This window comes from Citrobacter amalonaticus, from assembly GCF_018323885.1.
Taxonomy (GTDB): domain Bacteria; phylum Pseudomonadota; class Gammaproteobacteria; order Enterobacterales; family Enterobacteriaceae; genus Citrobacter_A; species Citrobacter_A amalonaticus.
The window spans coordinates 4,317,113-4,341,733 of record NZ_AP024585.1; the positions used below are offsets into that span (position 1 = coordinate 4,317,113).

Here is a 24,621-nt window from a genome sequence, read left to right on the forward strand (position 1 = left end):
AACAACATGCTCGCCACTCTCACCAGGCTGTTCCCGTTATGGGCGCTGCTGCTCTCTGCTATTGCGTATTACACGCCATCCACTTTTACGCCTGTCGGTCCGTGGGTGGCCACATTGTTGATGCTGATTATGTTCGGCATGGGCGTCCACCTGAAAGTGGATGATTTTAAACGTGTGCTCTCACGCCCGGCACCGGTTGCGGCGGGAATTTTCCTGCACTATCTGGTGATGCCGCTGGCGGCCTGGGTACTGGCGATGGCATTTAACATGCCGCCGGAACTCTCCGCCGGGATGGTGCTGGTCGGAAGCGTCGCCAGCGGCACGGCATCTAACGTCATGATCTATCTGGCGAAAGGCGATGTCGCACTCTCGGTAACGATCTCTTCCGTCTCCACTCTGGTGGGCGTGGTCGCCACACCACTGCTGACACGTCTGTATGTCGATGCGCACATTCAGGTGGATGTGATGGGGATGCTGCTCAGCATCCTGCAAATTGTGGTGATCCCAATTGCGCTGGGCCTGGTGATCCATCATCTTTTCCCGCGCGTTGTGAAGGCAGTTGAACCTTACCTGCCCGCGTTTTCGATGGTCTGCATTCTGGCGATCATCAGCGCAGTGGTTGCCGGTTCCGCCGCGCATATCGCGTCCGTCGGCTTCGTGGTGATTATCGCGGTGATCCTACACAACACCATCGGCCTGCTCGGCGGTTACTGGGGCGGGCGCTTGTTTGGCTTTGACGAGTCAACCTGCCGCACGCTGGCGATCGAGGTGGGAATGCAAAACTCCGGTCTCGCCGCCGCGCTGGGTAAAATCTACTTCGGCCCGCTCGCGGCCCTCCCCGGCGCACTGTTCTCGGTCTGGCACAACCTTTCCGGCTCTCTGCTGGCAGGGTACTGGTCCGGTAAACCGATTGATGAACAGCAGAGTGCTGTCAAAGAAAATTGATCCCCTGCGAATGGGGGATTTCCCCCATTCCTTGCCTTCCTTGTTTGAACCTCATCACAAAACAACAAACATCAACACAAAACAAAAATATAATTAATACCTTTATTTTCAATTAATTATTATAAATTTATTATTTTATAGAGAGCTGGATTCGTTCTTTTAATGTTGCTTTATTTTGTTTTGCTTGGGAATATGATTCCACTACAACACAGATAACCCCCTACCCTATCTTTTCTTTGAGGCCGCTATGAAAAAAATTGCGATTATTGGAAGCAGTGGAGGCAACCTCTACAACCTGGGTGGCGCTGAGCCAGAGAAGTTACTCCAGGAGATTTATCAGCAGTGTGAAGCCGCGGGTGTCACCGTCGCTGCCGTGCAGTTCATTGCAGCAGAGGCGTCGATGGATGTCGCCAAACCTGACACCCCAGCAGCCGTCTATGCCTTAACCACAGAAAACAACACAAAACCACAACGTATCTTCCAGGGTAAACTCTCCGAGGTGAATGCCTCCGTCGTCGAGAGCGATCGCCAGATAGCCGGGATGATCCGTCGCGGTGAGATCGACGGGATCGTAGTGATGAGCGCCGATCCGGTAAAAGCTAACCAGGCCGTTTTTGATGCCGCCGTAGAAATGAAAACCCCGATTGTCGGCACCGGCGGCACCTCGATGGCGCTGGTCGCCGCAAAGGGCGCCAATGTGGTCGCCACCTCAGGCACCACGGGGACCACCAGCCGCACTCGCGCGGTCTCTTTCGTCGCCTCGCTGTGTAAATACTGGGGTATCAAATACAAACCCCAGTTGGGCAGCGCGTCGCCTGCACAAGGCGGTTCCGGAAAGAGTCTGCTTAAGCGCTTTAACATCCGCAGCATCATGATCCCGGCGCTGCCAGGCTTTATCGCGATGGCGATCGTACTCGCCCTGAGCCACATCCCCGGACTGGAAAAACTCAACGATATCTTTGAAATCCTGCTGAAGGGTCTGCCGGTGCTGGTTGCCGTGCTGGCGGCAAAACAGATCTCCGAACTCGATGAAGTCTCCATTGTGGCCGGGGTCGTCGCCGGGGTGCTTTCCGTTGAAGGCGGCCTGATCGGGGGGATTATCGGCGGTCTGATGGCCGGGATTTTTGTGCGCTGGTTGTTTGAGCTGTGCCTGAACTGGCGTTTCCCGATGACCACCGTCAACATCGTTGCCGGCGGGATTTCGGGTCTGACTGCTGGCCTGATCATGCATTATCTGCTGAGTCCCCTGGCGCTCTCCGCCGGTAACTACATCAAGCTGGCTATCGAAAGCACGCTGGCATTCAGTCCGATTCTTGCCGGGCTGCTGGCCGGTCTGGTGATCTGGCCCGCGATTCTGGGTGGTGTCTATCACGCGGTCATTCTACCGCTGGTGCTGCTGGAGATGGAGAAATCCGGCGTCAGCTTCCTCGGCGCTGTGGATATGGTGGGTCTGGTGATGGTTGCTGCCGGCATCAACCTGGCTAACGTCATCGCACCACGCGAAAAAAGCGAAGCGGCCGTCGCCACACCGGGCCTGCTTATCAACCTGGGCTTCGGAACGTTTGTGGAATCCGCCTACCCCTTCATGTTCGCCAACAAAATCGTCTTTGGTTCCGCCATCTTTTGGGCCGGAATGGGCGGCATGATGCTCGGCTTCTTTAACGTCAAAGGGGTGGCCTACGTCCCGGCGTTCGCCTCACCGTTCTTATCCAGCAACGCATTACAGATGGCGATTGTGATGGTCACTGTCATGGCAATGACCTGTATCACCACCATCATTGCGAACCGTTTTAAGGCTGTCGTACAGAGTGAATCTGTGGCGTCTGCCCGTTAATAAATGCACCAACACCAGAGGTACACCATGTTTAAAGGCGATATGAATAAAAAACGCGCCAAAGCGTTACAGAAAGTGAAAGATGCCATCGCGCTGCACGGCGGGCAAACTATCCTCAGCACGGGGATCACCGGCGACGATGCGCGCCTGGCAAAAGCGGTCTGTGAGGCAGGCGTGAAACTGCTCGAACCGAACCATCCTGCGCTGGCGCTGGCGCGCGGACACAAAGGGGTGAGTAACATGCACGCGGCGGAGCAAATCCGCCACGAAATCACCAACGGTCAGATGGCAGAAGCCGTGCACGGCGTGCGTAATGTGGTCCCGGACGACATCTTCATCACCGTGGGCATTGCGGGCGGGTTTACCGAAACGCTGCCCGTCCCGCTCAGCGAAACAGAGATTCTGGAGATTGCCCGCGCCGGAGCTGACGGTTTACATACCCATAAATCAGACTGGGACGACCTGCAGGACATCGTCAACCTCGCCCATCAGTATGGCCTGACCGTGGATGCCTACATTGGTCATCCGGATGATTTGCATACCTTCGGTATTCCGGCACGCACCCCGGAAGAGGTCGCCAGCGTAGCGAAACGTATGCAGGAGATTGGCGTCGATATGATCGGCCTGATGACCGGCATGAGCTATGAAGGCGTGGCGGCAGGCGATATCCCGCAGATGATTAAAGACCGTCTTCGGGCGCTGGTTGGCGCGGTGGACGTCCCGACGCTGGCGGAAGGAGGCATTAACCTCGCCAATGCCAAAGCGTTTAAGGACACCGGGGTTAATATCCTGGTCGTCGGTACGGCAATCGACAATATGGTCTGCAATGCCGCCAAAGAGGCCGTGACCCCGTTTATCGCTCATGCCTAACGACAGAGAACAATAATGCTACTGGTTACCGATCTGGATGGAACATTGCTGACGTCGCAGAAAACTATCACGCCACGCACACGTCAGGCGCTGGTTGACTTTCGTCAGCGCGGCGGTCTGCTGGCCGCCTGTTCCGCCAGACCGGTCTCCTCAATGGCGCGCCTGTTACAACAGCAGCAGGTTGAGACACTGTTTGACTGGTGCGCAGGCTTCAACGGTGGACAGATCCTTGAGCTGGCGTCGCAGCGCATTCTGCATTCTGCGGCCCTTACCCGGATGGATCTCAGAGAGATTGACCGCCATATTTCGCTGTCCCGTTATCCTCACCATTTTTTTACTGCCCAGGCGATTTATCACCGCGACGATCGCCTTATCGCCCCGTGGACATCCTATGAGGCCAGTTTATTTGCGTTACCGCTTATTAGCGCCGCACCAGGGAATATCTTTAATCGTCGCGATATATTTAAAATTACGCTGGTCGCAGAACACGCCAGGATCGACGATCTCTGTCGGGAAATAAGTCGTCAGTTACCCAATGACTATAAAGCGACAATCACCGGTGGGAATTATATTGATATTCAACGTAGCGAAATAAATAAAGGCTATGCGCTAAATGAAATCGCCCGCCAATTAAATCTGTCAACCACTGAGATTGCCGCCATTGGCGATCAACAGAATGACATCAGCATGTTCGCCGTTGCCAGGTTCGGCATCGCAATGGGCAACGCGCCAGATAGCGTGAAACATCAGGCGCGGTATGTAACCACCACCAATGATGATGAGGGTATCGTCTGCGCGCTGGAGTGGTTGCGTTGCTCTGCGCATCCAGTTACCATGCGGCAAAGTTCGACCCTGGCGGAAAATAATGAACCCGATTAAAAGAAGAAAGCATATTCTTGATGAATTAAACAAGTTCGGTGAAGTGACCGTTATTAAATTATCAGAAACGCTGAACGTGACCTCGGAAACCATTCGCCGCGATCTCTCTTTGCTGGAGTCTGAAGGTCAAATCACCAAAATTCACGGTGGCGCGGTCAAAAAACAGGTTGTTCAGGAAGATGCATTTGGCGCGAGAATTGATGCCCATCGCGAAGAAAAAATGGCGATTGGCAAAGTGGCGGCGGGAATGGTCAGCGAGCGCGATACGCTATTTATTGATTCCTGTACCACGAATCTTATTCTTGCCGAACACTTACCCCCTCTCGCGTTTTCCGTTATTACCAATTCCGCCTTAATTGCCGATAAAATAAAAGAGCATAATCTCCAGGCGCGAGTCTATGTCTTAGGCGGTGAATACGATTACCATTTCCGCGCCAATCTGGGCGTCTCTGTGTGCCAGCAGATTAATGCGATTCACGCTGATATTTGCTTTATCGGTGCGGGTGGCATTTCGCCGCAGCATGGTGTACTCGTGAAGAGCTTTGACGAGGCATACGTTGCCAAAGCGATGATTGCGATGAGTAAAAAATCCGTAATTCTCGCTGACCATACTAAATTTGGTCAGGACGGCGTGATGTGTATCGCGACTCTCAAAGAGATCGATTACATCATTACGGATAAGGGATTTAAAACAACGGGTTATACACAACAGGATTTCGCCGGAAAACTGCGTATTGCTGACTGAGCGCTATCCGCCCGAGGCGTATTGCCGTACACTGAAATCACCAGGCAGACAGAGGGCACCCGTATGGCACTCCCCCGCATTACCCAAAAAGAGATGACCGAGCGCGAACAGCGCGAACTGAAAACGTTGCTGGATCGCGCCCGTATCGCGCATGGTCGTCAATTGACCAACGCAGAGACTAACAGCGTGAAGAAAGAGTACATTGATAAGCTGATGGTCTTGCGCGAAGCCGAGGCAAAAAAAGCCCGCCAGTTGAAGAAAAAGCAGGCTTATAAACCGGATGCTGAAGCGTCATTTTCCTGGTCAGCGAACACGCCAACGCGCGGCAGACGTTAACGTCCTTTCTTCTTACGCCCCGGCGAGGTAAAGCGTTTGCCGTTTGCCGCCGGGCGCGCTTTCTCTTTGTTCGCCGTCTTTTCGATTTTCACCACCGGGCGCTTGATTCCCGCGGTTTTCGGCTTCGCTTTCGCCTTCGGTTTCGCTTCTGAAGAAGAGTTTTCGATAAGCTTAAACAGCGTAATTAGCTCATCATCCGTCAGGTCACGCCATTCTCCCAGTGGCAGACCGGACAGGCCAACGTTCATGATGCGCGTGCGTTCAAGCTTCACCACTTCATAACCGAAATGTTCGCACATGCGGCGGATCTGACGGTTCAGCCCCTGAATCAGGGTAATCCGGAATACAAACGGCGCCTCTTTCTTCACCTTACATTTTTTTGTGACAGTACCCAGAATCGGCACGCCGGCACTCATCCCACGAATAAACTCATCCGTAACCGGTTTGTCGACCGTGACCAGATACTCTTTTTCATGATCGTTACCGGCACGCAGGATCTTATTCACCAGATCGCCGTGGTTGGTCAGGAAGATCAGTCCCTGGGAATCTTTATCCAGACGGCCAATCGGGAATACGCGCTTGCTGTGGTTAACGAAATCAACAATATTGTCGCGCTCGCTGTCTTCGGTGGTGCTCACGATCCCCACCGGCTTGTTCAGCGCGATAAAGACCAGATCTTCCGCTTCACGCGGCTCAATCAACCGACCATTCACCTTCACGACGTCGCCAGGCATCACCTGGTCGCCAATGGTGGCGCGTTTGCCATTAATGAAGACATTCCCTTGCTCGATGAAGCGATCCGCTTCGCGGCGCGAGCAGATTCCGCTTTCACTGATGTATTTGTTGAGTCGTGTTGATGAGTCGGGCAGCATAATTTCTCCGTTGTACACTTCATCCTTCAGGCTGTCTCTGCGTTGGCTGCCAGATTACTCGTCTCATCCATGAGACTCGCCCTGACGGGCCGTCGCTTCGCAACGTTCAAATCTGTTCCTGACAGATTTGTCACTCACCCCAGTCACATCGTTATCTATGCTCCTGAGGATTCGCTCCCTTGCCGCCTTGATACATCCTGAATGCTTTGCGTAATAAATGCGGAATATACCTTACCTTGCTGGCGATAAAAAATAATCGTGCAAATTGGCCTCAGCGCTATTTGTGATCCGCCCCACCTTTCGACACAAAAGTGTCTCCGATCTTTACGTGCAATTTTGTTGAATGAAAATTAACAGAATCAAGAGATTAGGATTATGTGCACATCTGTGCCAATAACGAGCGCTCCGCACATCATATGTGCAACATTAATCGCCAGCTCATGACGCACAAAGAAGAGAAAATCGCTTTGAACTCCCCCTTTTATGAGGTTATATCAGATCAAGAGGGCAGATTGATGATTTGCACAAATGTGCAGGAGTCTACAAATGGCGATGGAAAACAGTGATGATATCCGCCTGATCGTAAAAATAGCGCAGCTCTATTACGAACAGGATATGACACAAGCGCAGATCGCCCGTGAACTGGGGATTTATCGCACCACCATCAGCCGCCTGCTGAAACGCGGTCGAGAACAGGGCATCGTCACTATCGCCATCAACTACGATTACAACGAAAACCTGTGGCTGGAACAGCAGCTTAAACAACGATTCGGCCTCAAAGAAGCGGTGGTGATCACCTGCGACAACGAGCAGGAAGAGGAACAACTTGCCATGATGGGCGTGCACGGCGCGCAGTTGCTGGAACGTTTACTGGAACCCGGCGACATCATTGGTTTTTCCTGGGGACGCGCAGTACGCGCACTGGTCGAAGGGTTGTCGCCAGCCAGCCAGTCACGCCAGCTGATCTGCGTGCCGATCATCGGCGGGCCATCCGGGAAGCTCGAGAGCCGCTATCACGTCAATACGCTGACCTACGGCGCGGCGGCAAAGCTGAAAGGCGAATCACATCTGGCTGATTTTCCGGCACTGCTGGAAAATCCATTGATTCGCAACGGTATTATGCAGTCCCAGCACTTTAATTCGATTTCTGCCTACTGGAACAATCTGGATGTTGCGCTGGTAGGGATCGGTTCTCCGGCAATTCGCGACGGTGCAAACTGGCATGCCTTTTACGGCAGCGAAGAGAGTGACGATCTGCATGCCCGGCAGGTTGCCGGAGACATTTGCTCGCGCTTTTACGATATTAACGGCGTGACGGTGGAGACCACGATGAGCGAAAAAACGCTTTCTATCGAAACCAACAAATTAAAGCAAGCGCGTTATTCCATCGGCATCGCAATGGGTGAAGAAAAGCTTAGCGGCATTCTCGGCGCATTACGTGGAAACTATATTAATTCGCTGGTCACTAATAGCCATACCGCTGAATTATTGTTGAAGTAAATATACTCATCTTGATCCTGACGTAATTTATTTTATGCAGGGTCCCCTTCTCTGAATTTGGGAGTTAATTATGCAAACGTGGTTAAATCTACAGGATAAAGTCATTATTGTAACCGGCGGCGCATCCGGAATTGGCTTAGCCATTGTCGAAGAATTATTAGCACAAGGCGCAAATGTCCAGATGGCGGATATTCATGGCGGCGAAGCAAAGCATGAAGGTAATAACGACTACCACTTCTGGCCGACGGATATTTCCAGCGCCAAAGAGGTTAATCACACCGTGGATGAAATCATCCAGCGCTTTGGTCGTATTGATGGTCTGGTTAATAACGCTGGCGTTAACTTTCCCCGCCTGTTGGTCGATGAAAAAGCGCCTGCAGGAAAGTATGAATTAAACGAAGCCGCGTTTGAAAAAATGGTCAATATCAACCAGAAAGGCGTGTTTTTAATGTCACAGTCAGTGGCGCGCCAGATGGTGAAACAGCGTAACGGCGTTATCGTCAACGTCTCTTCGGAAAGCGGGCTGGAAGGGTCAGAAGGCCAGAGCTGCTATGCCGCAACGAAGGCGGCGCTGAATAGCTTCACCCGTTCCTGGTCAAAAGAGCTGGGCAAACACGGCATTCGCGTGGTCGGCATTGCTCCCGGGATTCTGGAAAAAACGGGACTGCGCACGCCGGAATATGAAGAAGCGCTGGCCTGGACCCGCAATATCACCGTTGATCAGCTGCGTGAAGGCTATAGCAAGAACGCGATTCCGATTGGCCGTTCGGGACGCCTGAGCGAAGTTGCTGATTTCGTTTGTTATCTTCTGTCTGAACGTGCCAGCTACATTACCGGAGTAACCACTAACATTGCGGGCGGAAAAACGCGCGGCTAAGGAGACGTTATGGTCAATGCAATCTTCTGTGCTCACGGCAAACTGGCCTGCGCCATGCTGGAATCGGTGCAAATGGTCTACGGTGACGCCAACGTTGAGGCGGTCGCCTTTGTCCCCGGCGAGAACGCCAGCGACATCGTCACAAAGCTGGAAAAGTTAGTGAGTGCTCACACCAATAGCGAATGGCTGATTGCCGTAGACCTGCAGTGCGGCAGTCCGTGGAACGCCGCGGCAACGCTGGCGATGCGCAATCCGGCCATCCGGGTGATCAGCGGCCTTTCCCTGCCGCTGGCGCTGGAACTGGTAGATAACCAGAGCAGTATGAATGTGGATGAATTGTGCGAACACCTGACGACCATTGCACAACAAACCTGCGTGGTCTGGCAGCATCTGGAAACGACCGAAGAGGATTTCTGATGAATATTACCCTTGCCCGTATTGATGACCGCTTGATCCACGGTCAGGTCACCACCGTCTGGTCGAAGGTGGCGAATGCCCAGCGGATTATTATCTGTAATGACGACGTTTATAATGATGAAGTGCGCCGGACATTATTACGCCAGGCCGCCCCACCGGGAATGAAGGTCAACGTGGTGAATATCGAAAAAGCCGTCGCGGTTTATCATAATCCACAGTATCAGGACGAGACTGTATTTTATTTATTTACCCGCCCACAGGATGCGCTGGCGATGGTCAAACAGGGCGTAAAAATTGCCACCTTAAATATTGGCGGCATGGCCTGGCGACCGGGTAAAAAACAATTAACCAAAGCCGTATCCTTAGATGACGATGATATTAATGCGTTTCGCGAACTGGATAAATTTGGCGTCACCCTGGATTTACGTGTGGTCGCCTCCGATCCCTCCATTAATATTCTCGACAAAATAAAAGAACAATCGTTCGCGGAATAAATAAAAGCGCCTGTATTTATTACACAGTCATTCTGGAAGCATCACGGCGGCAAATGAGTGAATCCACAGGAACATAAATAACGATGTGACTGGGGGTGAGTCACAAATCTGTCGGGAACAGATTTGAACGTTGCGAAGCGACGGCCCGTCAGGGCGAGTCTCATGGATGAGACGAGTAATTCAGCCAACAACGAGGCAGCCTGAAGGACGACGTGTAAATGCTTTAACAGGCAGGGATGTTCACATTTTAAGGTGACCCATTATGGAAATCAGTACCCTACAAATTATCGCCATATTTATATTTTCCTGTATTGCCGGAATGGGCAGCGTGCTGGATGAATTTCAGACCCACCGCCCGCTCATTGCCTGTACGGTTATCGGCCTGATCCTCGGTGATTTAAAAACCGGGGTGATGCTCGGCGGAACGCTGGAGCTGATCGCGCTTGGCTGGATGAACGTTGGTGCCGCGCAATCTCCGGACTCCGCGCTCGCCAGTATTATCTCCGCCATTCTGGTTATCGTCGGCCAACAGAGCATCGCGACCGGTATCGCCATCGCACTGCCGGTCGCGGCGGCAGGCCAGGTCCTGACCGTCTTCGCCCGGACTATCACCGTGGTGTTCCAGCATGCGGCGGATAAGGCCGCAGAAGACGCACGTTTTCGCACCATCGACATCCTCCATGTCTCTGCGCTGGGTGTCCAGGCGTTACGCGTCGCCATCCCGGCGTTAATTGTCTCGTTGTTTGTCAGTGCAGATATGGTCAGCAATATGCTCAACGCCATCCCGGAATTCGTCACTCGCGGCCTGCAGATTGCCGGTGGCTTTATCGTGGTGGTCGGTTACGCCATGGTGCTGCGCATGATGGGCGTGAAGTACCTGATGCCCTTCTTCTTCCTCGGTTTTATCGCCGGTGGTTACCTCGACCTGAGTCTGCTGGCCTTTGGCGGCGTCGGCGCGATTATTGCGCTGGTCTATATCCAGTTGAACCCACAGTGGCGTAAGGCCGAACCGCAGACGCAGACCTCCTCCTCCACCGCTCTTGACCAGCTTGATGACTAACGGAGCCCATCATGGAACAGAAAAAACTGACCAAATCTGACCTGTTTAGCATGTTTGTTCGCTCCAACCTGCAGCAGGCGTCTTTCAACTTTGAACGTATTCATGGGCTGGGTTTTTGCTACGACATGATCCCCGCCATCAAGCGCCTGTACCCGCTGAAAGAAGATCAGGTGGCGGCACTCAAGCGTCATCTGGTGTTCTTCAACACCACGCCCGCGGTGTGCGGCCCGGTGATTGGCGTGACCGCCGCGATGGAAGAAGCGCGAGCGAACGGGGCGGAAATCGATGATGGCGCGATCAACGGCATCAAAGTCGGTTTGATGGGGCCGTTGGCGGGCGTTGGCGACCCGTTAGTCTGGGGCACGTTGCGACCGATCACCGCCGCGCTCGGCGCGTCGCTGGCGTTGTCCGGCAACGTGCTCGGCCCGCTGCTGTTCTTCTTTATTTTCAACGCAGTCCGTCTGGCGATGAAATGGTACGGCCTGCAAATTGGCTTCAACAAAGGGGTCAACATCGTCAGTGACATGGGCGGCAACCTGCTGCAAAAACTGACCGAAGGCGCATCGATTCTCGGCCTGTTTGTGATGGGGGTGCTGGTCACCAAGTGGACCAGCATCAACGTGCCACTGGTGGTATCGCAAACCCCCGGCGCGGACGGCGGCACCGTCACGATGACCGTGCAGAACATCCTCGATCAGCTCTGCCCCGGCCTGCTGGCGCTGGGCCTGACGATGCTGATGGTCCGTTTGCTCAACAAGAAAATTAACCCGGTATGGCTGATCTTCGCCCTGTTTGGCCTGGGGATTATGGGTAACGCACTGGGCTTCCTGTCCTGATTTTTTCGCCCCGGCGTTCAGCCGGGGCTATCGCTCAACATGAGGTGGAATATATGTTAACAACAGCTCTGCGCCTTTATGGCAAACGCGACCTGCGCCTGGAAACGTTCGAACTTCCAGAGATGCAGGACGATGAAATTCTGGCTACCGTGGTCACCGACAGCCTGTGCCTCTCTTCCTGGAAAGAGGCTAATCAGGGTGAGGATCATAAAAAGGTGCCGGACGATGTAGCGACCCACCCAATCATCATCGGCCACGAGTTCTGCGGCGATATTATCGCCGTGGGGAAAAAGTGGCAGCACAAGTTCCAGCCCGGCCAGCGCTATGTGATTCAGGCGAACCTGCAACTGGCGGATCGCCCGGATTGCCCCGGTTACTCCTTCCCGTGGGTAGGCGGCGAAGCCACACACGTCGTGATCCCCAATGTGGTGATGGAACAGGACTGCCTGCTGGCTTACGAAGGCGAAACGTACTTTGAAGGATCGCTGGTCGAGCCCCTATCCTGCGTGATCGGCGCATTCAACGCCAACTATCACCTGCAGGAAGGCACCTATAACCACAACATGGGAATTCGTCCGCAGGGTCGCACACTGATCCTCGGCGGGACGGGGCCAATGGGGCTGCTGGCGATCGACTACGCGCTGCATGGCCCGATCAACCCGGCGTTACTGGTGGTGACCGATACTAACCACGACAAGCTGAGCTATGCCCGTAAACACTATCCTTCTGAACCACAAACGTTGATCCACTACCTGCACGCACAGGATGCCGCTTACGACACGCTGATGGCGCTGACCGGCGGCCACGGTTTTGATGATATTTTTGTCTTCGTGCCGAACGAACAACTGGTTACCCTGGCCTCTTCCCTGCTCGCACCCGACGGTTGCATGAACTTCTTTGCCGGCCCGCAGGACAAGCAGTTCAGCGCCCCAATCAACTTCTACGATGTGCATTACGCCTTCACTCACTACGTGGGCACCTCGGGTGGGAACACTGACGATATGCGCGCAGCGGTTAAACTGATTGAAGAGAAGAAAGTGCAGGCCGCCAAAGTGGTCACGCACATTCTTGGGCTGAATGCCGCAGGAGAAACCACGCTGGAGCTGCCGAAAGTGGGCGGCGGTAAAAAGCTGGTCTATACCGGGAAAGCGTTACCGCTAACCGCTCTCAGCCAGATTGACGATCCCGCGCTGTGCGCTATTCTGGAACGCCATCACGGGATTTGGTCTAAGGAAGCCGAACAGTATTTACTGTCGCACGCCGAGGAGATTTAACATGATTAACCGCGACACTCAGTTGTGCATGTCGCTTGCCGGTCGGCCCGGCAACTTTGGTACCCGCTTTCACAACTATCTGTATGAAAAGCTGGGTTTAAATTTCATCTACAAGGCGTTTACCACCCAGGATATTGAAGCGGCGGTGAAAGGGGTTCGCGCGTTAGGCATTCGTGGCTGCGCGGTATCGATGCCGTTTAAAGAGAGTTGTATGCCGTTTCTCGACGCGGTCGATCCATCGGCAAAAGTCATTGATTCCGTCAATACCATCGTCAATGACGGCGGCAGACTGACGGGCTACAACACCGATTATATTGCGGTAAAAAGCCTGATTGCCAGCCACCAGCTCGACACCACTGCGCGGGTGATGATTCGCGGCAGCGGCGGGATGGGCAAAGCGGTGATTGCCGCCTTTCGCGACGCCGGTTTTCGCGATGTGATCGTCGCCGCTCGTAACCGGGACAGCGGTCCGGCGTTGGCGAAACAGTATGGCTTTCAGTGGCAGCCGCTGCCGGAAGGCATTGCCTGCGACATTCTGGTCAATGTCACGCCCGTCGGCATGGCCGGAGGTAAAGAGAGCGATGAGCTGGCGTACAGCGAAGCCATGGTCGCCAGCGCCAGCGTGGTGTTCGATGTCGTTGCCCTGCCGCCGGATACCCCGGTGATCAAACTGGCGCAGAAGCTGGGTAAAAAGACCATCAGCGGCGCAGAAGTAATTGCGTTGCAGGCCGTTGAGCAGTTCGCAATGTACACCGGCGTACGCCCGGATGACGCGCTGATTAGTGAAGCCGCTGAATTTGCCCGGGCGGGGTAACATGTGCAAATAACCCTCCTCTGATGACGCTGAGGAGGGTTATTAAACGCGTAATCACAACGTTCAGAAACTGTAGCGGATACCCAGTTGACCACTATAAGGCGTCTCGATATGTTGGCCTTTTTCGTAGCTGACTTCTCCCCATGCGGACCACCGATCGCTTAGCTTCGCGGTCATCCCCAAGCCATATTTGCCGCTTGTCCCTGACAGGTCATTTTTGAACTTCTCAGTGTGGTTAATGACGACGTCGTTGTTCTTCATAAACTCATGACGAACGGCCACTCTCGCATACGGCTGTAACAGTGTCCCATCTACCAGCGTCACATTCTTACCGAAGGTTAACCCGGTTTCCCCTTTTAACGATCGCGCAGCATCCGCTTTAACCGACATGCCACTGTCGAGTTTGTAGTGAGTCTGGTCGCCAATAAACCATGATGCCTGGAGATAGGGTTCAACAAACCACGTCTCAAGCGCAATATGCTTACCGATCTCGACTGAAGCCCCGCCGCCAACGGTATTATCTTTCGCATGGGTGCGTCCGCCGTTGAAGTAGGGGTTGTTCTCCGTACGGAAATAGTTGGCTTTCAACACACCATCGATGTAATAACCGCTGTTGTGTAACCAGGTCGTGTACAGTCCAATGCCGTAACTGTCCGCTTTGCCATTGGTACTGGATGAGTCGAGATCCGCACGCGTATAGGAAGCCATACTGCCCATAATCAGTGCGCTATTTTCTAAATCAAAACGCTTATCGCCACCGAGCATCACACCGTTCACATCCTGACGGTAAGCCACGTGCTCTGTGGAAACGCGGTAGCGGCTACTGATGTATTTGCCCCATGCGCCCTCTTCGTAGTCACGCATCTGACGAATTTCACCGAGACGGGTTCGCAGCGTTGACAACTCAGCGTCCCACAAAGTGGGTGTCACATTCGCCATGGCAATAACCGCTTTCGCGCTTTCTGATAAATCCGGCTTAACTCCCGGTTCAGGATTCGGTTCAGGCGAAGGTCCTGGACCCGGCTCAGGATCCGGGCCTGGCTCAGGTTCTGGCGTATTCGCCTGCGGTGACAAATACCAGTTATCCTTATCGCTATCGGCGCCATGCACCAGATAGTATTTGTACGCACCAAGATCGACGCTGCCGTTGGTCATCGCAAAGGTGTCTGCCCCGCTCCCATTCGCATAAATTAAGTGATAAGGAGTAGCCGCTCGACTGCGTAACTCACTTCCGGAATCATGCACCGTGACCTTAAATTGCCCCGTCACGGCATCGGAAACGTTCAGAAAATCCCCAATCCCGCCGGACAGATTGGTGTTCATAACGAAAGTCCCGGTCCCCTCCAGCGTGGTGAGTTCAAGACGGTTAAACTGTCCCGCGTCGCGTCCCTCTGGCGCACTAAAATTCACCACACCATTATGCGTTAAGGCTTTAATCGTCGTGACGGATTCCGCAGTATCCGCGTTGTGTTTTAAGTACAGAACGGAAGAAGGGCCTTGTAAGTCCACCGACGCGGCCCAGGCGCCCTTACCCAGATTCCCCGTCCAGTCGTGTACACTTCCCCCTTCCATAGTCAGTGAACCGTCTTCTACCGTCAGTGTCCCCGTTGAATAGCCTCCATAGGCAATCAGGCTGCTCCCGCCATTGCGAAGCGTTGTGTTCGAGATATGCCCCAGCGCAAGCACTTCCTGACGGCCGCCATCGATAACCGTATTACTGGCTTCACCGTACCAGGCAAGTTGCTGAAGGCCGCCCGCATGAACGGTCGTATTTGTCGCGTTAGCGCGAATGCCACCGGTCCATCCAGATTGCTCCACCCAGCTTCCCCCAACCCAGCCACCTTTCTGACCATTGACAAGTTGAGTGCCATAGACCTGTGTGCCATCGGCATTGCCGGTTTGAATACGTTGCAAACCACCGGCATGGATAGTGGCGTCCTTCGCCTGCTGCCCGTTGACACGAACGTTGGAATTACTGTCGGAAACCCAGTCTCCATCGCTCCATTGACCGTCTACGCCGGTAATCACCTGCGTGCCATAGACCTGCGCATTTTCTGAAATACCCGAGGTTATCGTTTGTCGCGCACCGGCATAAACGGTGGTATTGCGGTCCGCAACGAACTCTTCGCCTTTACCGCTAAACACCTGCTGGAATGCGCCGTTATACAGGTATGTATCCAAAGCCAGACCGCTGGCAAGCTGATAGCTGTTGGCGCCAATGTGCGAGTTTTTCGCGGTCCCGTTATAAATGATTTGCTGGCCGCCATTTTGCACAATGGTATCTTCAGCCAACGCCGTACTGGTGACTGAGAGCACCTGAATACCGCCATCGATGAGATTCGCCTGAGCATAAGCACGGCCTCCAACAGTCTGTCGACCACCGGCTTTCACCACGGTGTCATACGCCTGTGAATCACCATTCATCGTCAGGGCACCGTTATTCTCAACCAGCGTATGGAAGGCTTTCCCGTCGCCATTAAGTTGCAATACACCTGTTTCAATATTCCCTTTACTATTGGTGTATTCCCCTTTCACCGTGGTATTCACGGCTTCAGAACCGGCGGCATCGTATATACCGTCACCGATATTAAGCTGCACAGAATTCAACGTATTGTTATAACTATACGACTCATTTAATAACGTCACGACCTGTTTAGAAAAAGCAGGATTGATCAGCGTAATTTCCTGGTTAGCAATATATTTTTTATCTTTGATGGAAAAAGTGGAATAGCCTTTCTCCCAGGTTTCTTTCACCCAATCCCAGTGATTCGTATAATCCGAATTCGATAATAAGTCGTCCGGCATCGTGGTAGTTTGCACGGGTGGATAAGGTGTGGGAAGCATTTCCGCCGCAGTCAGTGGGTACGCGGTTAAACATAACGCGGGGAAAAAAGCATGGTAAAAAACGCGTTTCATATCTACATCCATAGTTAATAAGATCCCTATTAAACGGGCAGTTCTATCTTGCTTATAAATATTCCACTGGACGCTCAGGCATCAGAAATATTCATACTGGACAATGATTATTAATTCGAAATAAGGAGATGTTCGAGTTTTCGTACTTTAAATTTCCGCGCGACTGTAGTCTTCCATCCCTGCAAGGTGGAATACGCGCGGCAGTGTTTCTCTTGTAAATAGCCCATACTTCCCCCTTCAAGATAATGCCGCAGAAGTAAAACGTCTCTTGAAGAGAGTAAACAGGCAGGCCCCGGGAAGGACCAGACGATCTGCCGCCCGGTCGCGACAGTATCCAGACCGCGAATAACATCATGAACAGAGCAACGCGATTCGAAGATTGCGCTGACGGCGTGACATTTCAGGTGCCAGAAAAAAGCCAGCGGCATGAGTCGTTGGGTTGAAATAATAATCAACTGATAACCACTCTTGCTCAATTGAGAGAACGATCGAAAAAAAAGCTTTAAGGTATAACTATTAAGATTAATAAACAGATAGTCTGAGCCGGAATGAGAATTAGTCACTTTTCTGGCCAGCGCAGAGATACCCGTGGAAAAATAAACATCATTTTCAGGCCAACTGGCAATATGGCTCTTCTTTACATATTCCTTTGTCATACAGATGATGCTCCCTATATCCTGGACAGCCTGTTTTTTATTTTCAGGGGGTATTTATTATCCGGCGAGGTTATTTATTCTGACGATGTCCGGCACACCCACTCTGCTGCTGTCGGTATAATATTGATTCAAACAGAATAGTACATGAGCAATATTGATTGTCAAACCTGATCGATAAAACAAAATCAATAGTTAAAGACTATCACTAGAAAGGTATCGATCGTTGTAATCGATCTTTTTTTCGGAATTTACCTTACTGTTTGTAAGTAAAACAAAAAGATACATAAATTTTAATTTTTGGTAAAAATCCTATATTTCAGTGAGTTACAATAATTTTTCCATTCGAATTGAAATGTTTAGTTACATAATAATGAAAATAGCGACACTGTTGTTGATCAGAGGACAGACGCCAATGCTTCAGCATGGGCCAGAAACCTCATAGTGCTTATCGCAATACGCTTAAGCCTGTTCGGGATAAATCCAGGGCAATACCGCAATGTTGCTGTTTTAAATTAGTAACCGTCAAAATTTAAAAATCCCCTTCTCACTTTTCATAAAGAGTGAATAAACATTTCAACTACGATAAATTCAATCACACCTGGTTTATTGTATTATCAAGGCGTTACATGTTCATACTGGCAGAGTGAGAAATATCTTCACTCGCTTTAATACGCATATCGTGCATTTTTCATTATTGAGTCAGTGGTCCTTTCTACCCCCCCTTCCAACATCGTGAGCCATGTCAGTAAGGCGCTACACTGTCAGTGGTAGCATGACCGCGTTTTGTCATTTACTGATTACAGGGAGAAAGAATGGAACTGCTTTTATTGAGTAACTCGACACTGCCGGGTAAAGGCTGGATGGAGCATGCGCTGCCGCTGATTGCGGAGCAACTTGAGGGGCGCCGTTCGGCAGTATTTATCCCCTTTGCAGGCGTCACGCAAACCTGGGATGAATACACAGAAAAAACGGCTGCAATCTTCGCCCCGATGGGCGTCAAGGTGGTGGGTATTCACACCGTGACTGATCCGGTGGCGGCCATTGAAAATGCGGAAGTGGTGATTGTCGGTGGCGGTAATACTTTTCAGTTACTGAAAGAGAGCCGCGAGCGCGGGTTGCTGGCACCGATTGTTGACGTGGTTAAACGCGGTGCGCTGTACATCGGCTGGAGTGCGGGTGCCAACCTCGCCTGCAAGACCATCCGCACCACCAACGACATGCCGATTGTTGATCCGCAAGGTTTTGATGCGCTGGGCCTGTTCCCGTTGCAGATTAACCCGCATTTCACTAACGCGCTGCCGGAAGGACACAAAGGCGAAACGCGTGAACAGCGTATTCGCGAGCTGCTGGTTGTCGCGCCTGAACTGACGGTGATCGGTCTGCCGGAAGGCAACTGGATTAAAGTGAGTAAGGGTCAGGCGGTGCTTGGCGGTCCGAACACCACCTACGTGTTCGAAGCCGGTAAAGACGCCGTTGCCGTTGAGGCAGGTCACTGCTTTTAACCGACGTTGTCGGATGGCAGCGTAAATGCTTTATCCGGCCTGCAATGAGCGCAATTGGTAGGCCGGATAAGCGCTATCCGGCCTTACCGCCTGTTAGTAATCATCCCGCTCGTCATCTTCGTCCGGCTGTTCCAGCACGCTGTAAGCCACGGAACAGAACAACGAGTTCAGACGTTGCATATCCCCCAGTAATCCCAGGTGCAAAGAGCTGGTCTCGATACTTTGTACGTTCTGCTGATGCAGACGATCAACGTGCGCATGCGAGTAACGGCGATTCAGTATGCGGAAACGATGCTTGCTACGGCGCAACCGCCGGGCACTGGTCACGTCGCCGGAGAAGAAGACCGACATCGCCAGTTGCAGGTTGCTGAGCAACTGGTCGTACAGCGCATCCAGCTCTTTTAACCCCTCAATAGAAAACGCCCGCCGCGCCGCCAGCGATTTATCAGCAATCTCGCTCCCCATGCGCTCCACAATATCCGACGCCTGTTCAAGGTTGAGCGACATCTCGATGATCTCCGCCCAGCGGCGCGACTCCTCTTCCGCCAGTTCCTCTTTCGGCATCCGCGCCAGATAGAGTTTGATGGCAGTGTAGAGCACGTTGATGTCATCCGCGATTTTGCGCAGCTCCTTCTCTTCGCGCGGCTCGCCATGCATCACCTTCTTCAGCCCTTCCATCATCTGTTCCATCGCATCGCCGATGCGCAGCGCCTCACGGGCGGCATTGGCGAGCGCAAGGGTCGGCGTATCCAGCGCGCTAACGTCCAGATGCTTTGGCTTGAGATGCGCATCCAGCTCAGGCTCGTCGCGGATGATGCGCTTACAGAAGCGCGCCATCGGCTCGGCAAAAGGAATCATTGCCAGGCAGCGGACCAGGTTGTAGAAAACATGGAAATAGATCACCAGCTCGGATTTCGCCAGCGGCAATTCATCCATCAGATTCGCCAGCGGATGGACAAATGGCAGAATAATCAGGCTACCCACCAGCTTAAACAACAGACTGCCAAGCGCCACGCGACGAGCCGCGGCATTAGCCGCGCTGTTGTTGAGCATCGCCAGCAGGCCGGAACCGAGGTTGGCGCCAATCACCAGACACAGCGCCACCGGGAAGGAGATGATCCCCGCCGCGGTCAGGGTGGCCGTGAGCAGTACCGCCGCCAGGCTGGAATAACTGATGATCGCGAACATCGCGCCAATGAGCGCATCCAGCATGATATCGCCGGTCAGCGAGGCAAAAATGACCTGTACGCCGTTGGCCTGGGTTATAGGGGTGACGGCCTGGACAATCAGTTCCAGCGCCAGCAGGATCAGGCCAAGGCCGATCCCCACGCGCCCCAGTTGTCCGGCGCGTGACTGTTTACGGCCGAGGAAGAAGATCACGCCGATAAAAATCAACAGCGGCGAGAGCCACGATAAATCGAAGGTGAGGATACGCGCCATCAGCGCGGTCCCTACGTCTGCACCAAGCACAATCACCAGCGCAGGCGTCAGTGCGACCAGATCCTGAGCAACAAACGAGGTCACCAGCATGGTGGTGGCATTACTGCTCTGCACCAGCGCAGTGACGCCAATTCCCGCGCAGAAGGCGAGCGGTTTCTTTTCGACGCTACGGCTAAGCACGGTTCGCAGGCGGGCGCCGAACACACGCATCACGCCAGTACGCACAATATGGGTACCCCAGACCAGCAGGGCGACAGCAGAAAGCAGGTGGAGCAGGGTTAGCACGGAATCAGGTACTCCTTATCATTTACACTTTATCCTTCAAGCTGCCTCTTTGTTGGCTGCGCCTGCTCACTCCAGTCACTTACTTCAGTAAGCTCCTGGAGATTCCCAGGCTTGCCGCCTCGACGCAACTTGAATGATTGCGTGTAAAAATATAACCAGAGAGGTCATAGCCTTCTTCCAGTATAAGGGTTTAAACGCAAGAAAGAGACAGGGTGCCCGACAAGCACCCTGTTAGTTGTAAGGAAAGATGACAGTTTCGTGAATCAGTCGGCGTCGTAGCCCAGGTTAGGGGCCAGCCAGCGCTCAACGTCAGAAACACTCATCCCTTTACGGAACGCGTAGTCTTCCACCTGATCGCGCTGAATCTGTGCAACCGCGTAATACTTGCTGTCCGGATGGCTGAAGTACCAGCCGGAAACCGATGCGCCAGGCCACATGGCGAAGGATTCGGTAAGCTTCATGCCGGTGTGCTTTTCCACTTCCAGCAACTGCCAGATGGTGCCTTTCTCGGTATGCTCCGGACAGGCCGGGTACCCCGGCGCCGGACGAATTCCCTGGTAGTTTTCGCGAATCAGCTCTTCATTGCTGAGATTTTCGTTCGGCGCATAGCCCCAGTAGACCTTACGCACGCGCTCATGCAGGTATTCCGCGAAGGCTTCCGCCAGACGGTCAGCAAGCGCTTTCACCATGATCTTGTTGTAATCATCGTGCTGCGCTTCAAACGCATCCGCCAGCGCGTCCTCCTCCAGACCACCGGTCACCGCAAAAGCACCGATGTAGTCCGCTTTGCCGGTCAGCTTCGGCGCCACGAAGTCAGACAGACAGTAGTTAGCAAAGCCCACTTTTTCAGTCTGTTGACGCAGATGATGGCTGACCGTCAGCACGTGCGTTCGCGTTTCGTCACGATAGATTTCGATGTCATCACCCACGCGGTTTGCCGGGAACAGCCCCACCACACCGCGCGGATTCAGCGCCTTCTCTGCGCTCAGTTTATCCAGCATGTCGTTGGCATCTTTAAACAGGCGCTTCGCCTCTTCACCTACCACTTCATCTTCCAGAATGCGCGGATACTTCCCGGCCAGCGACCAGGTCATAAAGAACGGCGTCCAGTCGATGTAGTTACGCAGCGTTTCGATGCTGGCTTCGACCTCCTGCACACCCAGACGGTGCGCCACTGGCGGGGTATAGCTTTCCCAGTCAAACGCCAGATCGTTATCCCGCGCGGCGGCGAGCGTCACCGGCGGCGTGCGCGGTTTCTTACGCCCATGCTGGATGCGCACGGTTTCATACTCTTTACGGGTACGGGCGACAAAGTCATCGCGCTGGGTATCAGAAAGCAACGCGGCGACCACGCCGACGGTGCGCGAAGCGTTCTGCACATACACCGTAGGGCCGCTGTAGTTCTGCTCGATTTTCACCGCCGTGTGCGCTTTCGAGGTCGTCGCGCCGCCAATCAGCAGCGGTATGGTGAAGCCCTGACGCTCCATCTCTTTCGCCACGTTGACCATTTCGTCCAGCGACGGGGTAATCAACCCGGAAAGGCCTATCAGATCCGCATTCACCTCTTTGGCGGTTCGGAGAATTTTCTCCGCCGGCACCATCACGCCAAGATCGACGATTTCGTAGTTGTTACATTGCAGGACCACGCCAACGATATTTTTGCCGATATCGTGGACATCGCCCTTCACGGTGGCGATGACCATTTTGCCATTGCTGGAGCCTTTCTCTTTACTGGCTTCGATAAACGGTTCGAGATACGCCACCGCCTGTTTCATTACGCGGGCGGATTTCACCACCTGCGGCAGGAACATTTTTCCTTCGCCGAACAGGTCGCCGACGACGTTCATCCCGTCCATCAGCGGCCCTTCAATCACCTCAATCGGGCGGGCCGCCTGCTGACGCGCCTCTTCGGTGTCCTGCTCGATAAACTCGGTGATGCCTTTAACCAGCGAGTATTCGAGGCGCTTTTTCACTTCCCAGGTGCGCCACTCCGCCAGTTGCGCGTTGGCCGCCTCATCACTTTTGCTACCGCGATATCTCTCCGCCAGCTCCAGCAATCGTTCGGTGCCGTCATCACGCCGATTGAGGATCACATCCTCCACCGCATCGCGCAGCTCGGCAGGGAGATCGTCGTAAATCGCCAGTTGCCCGGCGTTGACAATCCCCATGTCCATACCGTTACGAATGGCATAGTAGAGGAACACCGCGTGAATAGCTTCGCGCACCGGATCGTTGCCACGGAACGAGAATGACACGTTGGACACGCCGCCGGAGATCAACGCATGCGGCAGCTCGCGTTTGATGTCTTCACAGGCACCGATAAAGTCCTGCGCGTAGTTGTTGTGCTCATCGATCCCGGTTGCTACTGCGAAAATATTCGGGTCGAAAATGATGTCTTCCGGCGGGAAGCCCACCTCCTCGGTGAGGATCCTGTACGCCCGGCGGCAAATCTCGATTTTACGCGCACGCGTATCCGCCTGGCCCTGCTCATCAAAGGCCATCACCACCACCGCCGCACCGTAGCGGCGCAGCAGCTTCGCATGATGGATAAAGGTTTCAATCCCCTCTTTCATCGAGATGGAGTTAACGATGCCTTTCCCCTGGATGCACTTCAGCCCTTTCTCAATGACGTCCCATTTTGAGGAGTCAATCATGATCGGCACACGAGCAATGTCAGGCTCACCGGCGATCAGGTTGAGAAAGCGCACCATCGCCGCTTCGGCGTCGAGCATCCCCTCATCCATGTTGATATCAATAATCTGTGCGCCGCTTTCTACCTGCTGACGGGCAACGTCCAGCGCTTCGCTGTATTTTTCTTCTTTGATCAGGCGCTTAAATTTGGCGGAGCCGGTAACGTTGGTACGCTCACCGACGTTTACAAACAGGCTGTCGTCGCCAATATTCAGCGGTTCGAGACCGGATAAGCGGCAGGCCACCGGGATCTCCGGCAACGGGCGCGGTGCCAGTCCCTCGACCGCCCTGCTCATTGCCGCGATGTGTTCCGGTGTGGTGCCGCAGCAGCCGCCAACGATATTCAGGAAGCCCGCTTCGGCCCATTCGCGGATCTGTTTTGCCATCGTATCGGCATCGAGATCGTATTCACCGAAAGCGTTGGGCAGCCCGGCGTTCGGGTGTGCAGTCACGTAACATTCAGCAATGCGAGACAGTTCCTGCACATACTGACGCAGTTCATCCGGCCCCAGCGCGCAGTTGAGGCCGAAAGTGAGAGGTTCAGCATGGCGCAGGGAGTTGTAAAACGCCTCTGTCGTTTGCCCGGAAAGGGTACGTCCAGAAGCATCGGTGATGGTGCCGGAAATCATGATCGGCAGGTCGATGCCCAGCGCTTCCAGCTCTTCTTTCACCGCAAAAATCGCCGCTTTCGCGTTCAGCGTATCGAAGACGGTTTCGATCAAAATCAGGTCACTGCCACCTTCCACCAGCGCTTTGGTGGATTCGCGGTAAGCAGCCACCAGCTGATCAAAGGTGATATTACGAAATGCCGGGTCATTCACATCCGGCGAGATCGATGCGGTCCGGTTGGTTGGGCCGAGAACGCCCGCAACATAGCGCGGTTTTTCCGGGGTACGGGCAGTCCACTCATCGGCACAGGCACGCGCCAGTTTCGCGGCGGCAAAGTTGATCTCCGCCGACAGGGATTCCATCTGGTAATCCGCCATCGCGATGGGGGTGGAGTTAAACGTGTTGGTTTCAATGATGTCCGCGCCCGCGTCAAAGTACGCGTTATGAATCGCGGCGATCACCTCTGGCTTACTCAGCACCAGCAGGTCATTGTTGCCTTTCAGGTCGCACGGCCAGTCGGCAAAGCGTTCACCACGGAAATCCTCTTCACTCAGACGATAGCTCTGGATCATCGTGCCCATACCGCCGTCCAGCACCAGAATACGTTCATTTAACTGCGCACGCAGTTGTTCAACTTTGCTGCTCACACTTGCTCCCGACAACGCTTAACCAGACCGAAAAAGTCAACAAAACATAGTGGCATAAACAGGGCTGACGGAAAAGCCAACAACGGGCAACATGAGACATGTTCAGCTTCACTCATCCGATC

The 24,621-nt window shown here is 53.5% G+C and carries 20 protein-coding genes; 15 read left to right on the plus strand and 5 right to left on the minus strand.

The window, feature by feature from the left end:
- Positions 1-6 precede the first annotated feature (6 nt).
- The 6 genes from panS to KI228_RS20460 all read left to right on the plus strand — a co-directional run bounded on the left by panS (position 7) and on the right by KI228_RS20460 (position 5,609).
- Positions 7-945, plus strand: a complete 939-nt coding sequence (gene panS, locus KI228_RS20435; protein WP_042999013.1) for a ketopantoate/pantoate/pantothenate transporter PanS — start codon at positions 7-9, stop codon at positions 943-945.
- Between the two features lie 247 nt (positions 946-1,192).
- Positions 1,193-2,779: a PTS sugar transporter gene (locus tag KI228_RS20440; RefSeq protein ID WP_090050365.1), complete on the plus strand. Its 1,587-nt coding sequence runs from the start codon at positions 1,193-1,195 to the stop codon at positions 2,777-2,779.
- Positions 2,780-2,806: 27 nt separating this feature from the next.
- Positions 2,807-3,649: a beta/alpha barrel domain-containing protein gene (locus KI228_RS20445; protein WP_044253395.1), complete on the plus strand. Its 843-nt coding sequence runs from the start codon at positions 2,807-2,809 to the stop codon at positions 3,647-3,649.
- A 15-nt stretch (positions 3,650-3,664) separates the two neighbouring features.
- The gene (locus tag KI228_RS20450; RefSeq protein ID WP_044268576.1) at positions 3,665-4,528 is read left to right on the plus strand and encodes a Cof-type HAD-IIB family hydrolase; all 864 of its coding nucleotides are present in this window, start codon (positions 3,665-3,667) and stop codon (positions 4,526-4,528) included.
- Entirely contained in the window at positions 4,515-5,273 is a 759-nt protein-coding gene (locus KI228_RS20455) for a DeoR/GlpR family DNA-binding transcription regulator (protein WP_044253400.1), read from the plus strand. Before KI228_RS20450 ends, KI228_RS20455 begins: the two co-directional genes overlap by 14 nt.
- Before the next feature lie 63 nt (positions 5,274-5,336).
- Positions 5,337-5,609, plus strand: a complete 273-nt coding sequence (locus KI228_RS20460; protein WP_042321003.1) for a YjbD family protein — start codon at positions 5,337-5,339, stop codon at positions 5,607-5,609.
- Here KI228_RS20460 and rluF read toward each other — a convergent pair.
- Positions 5,606-6,481: a 23S rRNA pseudouridine(2604) synthase RluF gene (gene rluF / locus KI228_RS20465; protein WP_054176733.1), complete on the minus strand. Its 876-nt coding sequence runs from the start codon at positions 6,479-6,481 to the stop codon at positions 5,606-5,608. The two genes, KI228_RS20460 and rluF, sit on opposite strands and share 4 nt — an antisense overlap.
- A 552-nt stretch (positions 6,482-7,033) precedes the next feature.
- Here rluF and KI228_RS20470 point away from each other — a divergent pair.
- The 8 genes from KI228_RS20470 to KI228_RS20505 all read left to right on the plus strand — a co-directional run bounded on the left by KI228_RS20470 (position 7,034) and on the right by KI228_RS20505 (position 13,753).
- Positions 7,034-7,981, plus strand: coding sequence for a sugar-binding transcriptional regulator (locus tag KI228_RS20470; RefSeq protein WP_104010341.1), 948 nt, complete (start codon positions 7,034-7,036; stop codon positions 7,979-7,981).
- Positions 7,982-8,051: 70 nt separating this feature from the next.
- Positions 8,052-8,858, plus strand: coding sequence for an SDR family oxidoreductase (locus tag KI228_RS20475; protein WP_061069518.1), 807 nt, complete (start codon positions 8,052-8,054; stop codon positions 8,856-8,858).
- Between the two features lie 9 nt (positions 8,859-8,867).
- A complete protein-coding gene (locus tag KI228_RS20480) occupies positions 8,868-9,275 on the plus strand; it encodes a mannose/fructose/sorbose PTS transporter subunit IIA (protein WP_061069517.1) in 408 nt (135 codons plus the stop codon).
- Positions 9,275-9,769, plus strand: a complete 495-nt coding sequence (locus tag KI228_RS20485; RefSeq protein ID WP_061069516.1) for a PTS sugar transporter subunit IIB — start codon at positions 9,275-9,277, stop codon at positions 9,767-9,769. Before KI228_RS20480 ends, KI228_RS20485 begins: the two co-directional genes overlap by 1 nt.
- A gap of 262 nt (positions 9,770-10,031) precedes the next feature.
- Entirely contained in the window at positions 10,032-10,829 is a 798-nt protein-coding gene (locus KI228_RS20490; RefSeq protein WP_042999003.1) for a PTS mannose/fructose/sorbose transporter subunit IIC, read from the plus strand.
- An 11-nt stretch (positions 10,830-10,840) separates the two neighbouring features.
- Positions 10,841-11,665 (plus strand): PTS system mannose/fructose/sorbose family transporter subunit IID, encoded by an 825-nt coding sequence (locus KI228_RS20495; protein ID WP_042999002.1) that lies wholly within the window; start codon positions 10,841-10,843, stop codon positions 11,663-11,665.
- Positions 11,666-11,718: 53 nt separating this feature from the next.
- Positions 11,719-12,939 (plus strand): L-sorbose 1-phosphate reductase, encoded by a 1,221-nt coding sequence (gene sorE, locus KI228_RS20500; RefSeq protein WP_042999001.1) that lies wholly within the window; start codon positions 11,719-11,721, stop codon positions 12,937-12,939.
- A gap of 1 nt (position 12,940) precedes the next feature.
- Positions 12,941-13,753 carry a shikimate 5-dehydrogenase gene (locus tag KI228_RS20505; RefSeq protein WP_042999000.1) on the plus strand — a complete coding sequence of 271 codons (813 nt, stop codon included), beginning with the start codon at positions 12,941-12,943 and terminating at the stop codon, positions 13,751-13,753.
- Positions 13,754-13,816: 63 nt separating this feature from the next.
- Here KI228_RS20505 and KI228_RS20510 read toward each other — a convergent pair whose 3' ends face one another.
- Both KI228_RS20510 and KI228_RS20515 read right to left on the minus strand, forming a co-directional pair.
- Complete coding sequence (locus tag KI228_RS20510) at positions 13,817-16,507, minus strand: autotransporter outer membrane beta-barrel domain-containing protein (protein ID WP_224267561.1); 2,691 nt, start codon at positions 16,505-16,507, stop codon at positions 13,817-13,819.
- A gap of 272 nt (positions 16,508-16,779) precedes the next feature.
- Positions 16,780-17,325: a hypothetical protein gene (locus KI228_RS20515; protein ID WP_042998998.1), complete on the minus strand. Its 546-nt coding sequence runs from the start codon at positions 17,323-17,325 to the stop codon at positions 16,780-16,782.
- Positions 17,326-18,137: 812 nt separating this feature from the next.
- On the opposite strand from KI228_RS20515, the gene pepE reads away from it, so the two are divergent.
- A complete protein-coding gene (pepE, locus tag KI228_RS20520) occupies positions 18,138-18,827 on the plus strand; it encodes a dipeptidase PepE (RefSeq protein WP_044253414.1) in 690 nt (229 codons plus the stop codon).
- A 93-nt stretch (positions 18,828-18,920) separates the two neighbouring features.
- Here the strand turns inward: pepE and KI228_RS20525 are convergent, their stop codons facing one another.
- Together KI228_RS20525 and metH are read right to left on the minus strand one after the other, a co-directional pair.
- A complete protein-coding gene (locus KI228_RS20525) occupies positions 18,921-20,552 on the minus strand; it encodes a Na/Pi cotransporter family protein (protein ID WP_042998996.1) in 1,632 nt (543 codons plus the stop codon).
- A 263-nt stretch (positions 20,553-20,815) separates the two neighbouring features.
- A complete protein-coding gene (metH, locus tag KI228_RS20530) occupies positions 20,816-24,499 on the minus strand; it encodes a methionine synthase (RefSeq protein WP_044253418.1) in 3,684 nt (1,227 codons plus the stop codon).
- Positions 24,500-24,621: the final 122 nt, after the last annotated feature.